This window comes from Shigella sp. FC1967 (assembly GCF_001743005.1).
Lineage (GTDB): Bacteria > Pseudomonadota > Gammaproteobacteria > Enterobacterales > Enterobacteriaceae > Proteus.
This window is the reverse complement of record NZ_MIIZ01001039.1, coordinates 1-1,185: the sequence shown is the minus strand read 5'-3', so window position 1 is coordinate 1,185 and position 1,185 is coordinate 1. Positions and strand designations below refer to the sequence as shown.

General features: G+C 33.8%; 3 protein-coding genes. All 3 read right to left on the bottom strand.

What is annotated here, in order from left to right; genetic code table 11:
- Positions 1 to 6: 6 nt before the first annotated feature.
- Positions 7 to 285 (bottom strand): fimbrial protein, encoded by a 279-nt coding sequence (locus tag BHE89_RS26330; RefSeq protein WP_458694238.1) that lies wholly within the window; start codon positions 283 to 285, stop codon positions 7 to 9.
- Between the two features lie 22 nt (positions 286 to 307).
- The gene (locus BHE89_RS26325) at positions 308 to 463 is read right to left on the bottom strand and encodes a fimbrial protein (RefSeq protein ID WP_286146271.1); all 156 of its coding nucleotides are present in this window, start codon (positions 461 to 463) and stop codon (positions 308 to 310) included.
- Between the two features lie 151 nt (positions 464 to 614).
- Positions 615 to 1,175 (bottom strand): type 1 fimbrial major subunit FimA, encoded by a 561-nt coding sequence (fimA, locus tag BHE89_RS17875; protein WP_069368993.1) that lies wholly within the window; start codon positions 1,173 to 1,175, stop codon positions 615 to 617.
- Between the last annotated feature and the right edge of the window lie 10 nt (positions 1,176 to 1,185).

Genomic DNA, 1,185 nt, shown 5'->3' with positions numbered 1-1,185 from the left:
GTTTAATTAATGATAATTAAAAACAAACCAAACAACACTATCAGCCTTACCGCCAATAACCGTTTTTCTTGTTGCTAAATAACTTGCTTTAAATTCTAGCTTTAATTCATTCTCTTCAATAAACTTATATTTATTAATATTGTTTGGAATTATTATTTCATCTTTAGCGTTAAATAATGCGACACCAACGCCTAAAGCTGAGTTTTGTTTTTCTGTAATATTAAATAAACGTTTATCTTTATTATCCACATCACCTAAAATGTATACACTCACTTTATCAGCCATATTTTTATTGCAGTTCATTAGCTTAATAAAAAAAAGGAATTTTTATTGAATGGCTTCCTACACCATTAAATTGATTACTGCTAATAACACCTAAATCTACAACCTGATTTTCACTTTCTGGAGATACTGTACATGCTGGTTCAACAATCCCGACCCCTAAAATAAACAATACCATCATTTAAAAATACTTTATTCCGTTCCATCGAATATGTTGTAAATGAAATAGAAAAAAAACAGCGCAATAGAATATATTAAACTATATTTCATATTTGCCTCGATATAGAAGTATGACCTTTATCAGGCCATACTTCTCAATAAACTAATTAGACTTATTCATATTGCATTCTGAAAGTCACATTGGCATCAGCCTGACCCGGTGTTACTGTATCTAATGTTGATTTATAGCGAGCAACAAAATTCAACGTGTTAGCACCGTCAATTAGTTGCTTAGCCGTAGAGAATACAGAACCATCTGGTGATAAAACCTTACCGGTATGATCGGCGATCTCAATACCCACGCCAGTAGCTGCGCCTGCACCACCCGTTGTGATATTACTGACTGCTAATACTGTTTTGTCATTTGAATCGCTAACGCCTGAAAACGATGCAGAGGCATTTTTTGCAACCGTCGTATCACACTCTTCTAAATCAATCGAAAAATCCGTATTTCCAACAGTTTTTCCGACACTATCAAATTGAGCGGTTCGATATTGACCAATATTGATTGTTTGATTCATTGATTTTGCGCTAACAGCACATGCTGCATTCACTATTTGACCCGTAAAATTAATTTTACCACCATTAACAACAGTAGCCGCCGAAGCAATACTACTCAGTGATAAAACTGATACAGCAAATACGGTTTTAACTAGCATTTTTCTTTTAAGCATTGACTTTTCC

What these genes read in the sequence shown, in the direction of transcription:
- BHE89_RS26330 (WP_458694238.1), bottom strand. Translation starts at nt 285, where the DNA reads ATGGCTGATAAAGTGAGTGTATACATTTTAGGTGATGTGGATAATAAA.
- BHE89_RS26325 (WP_286146271.1), bottom strand. Translation starts at nt 463, where the DNA reads ATGATGGTATTGTTTATTTTAGGGGTCGGGATTGTTGAACCAGCATGT.
- fimA (WP_069368993.1), bottom strand. Translation starts at nt 1,175, where the DNA reads ATGCTTAAAAGAAAAATGCTAGTTAAAACCGTATTTGCTGTATCAGTT.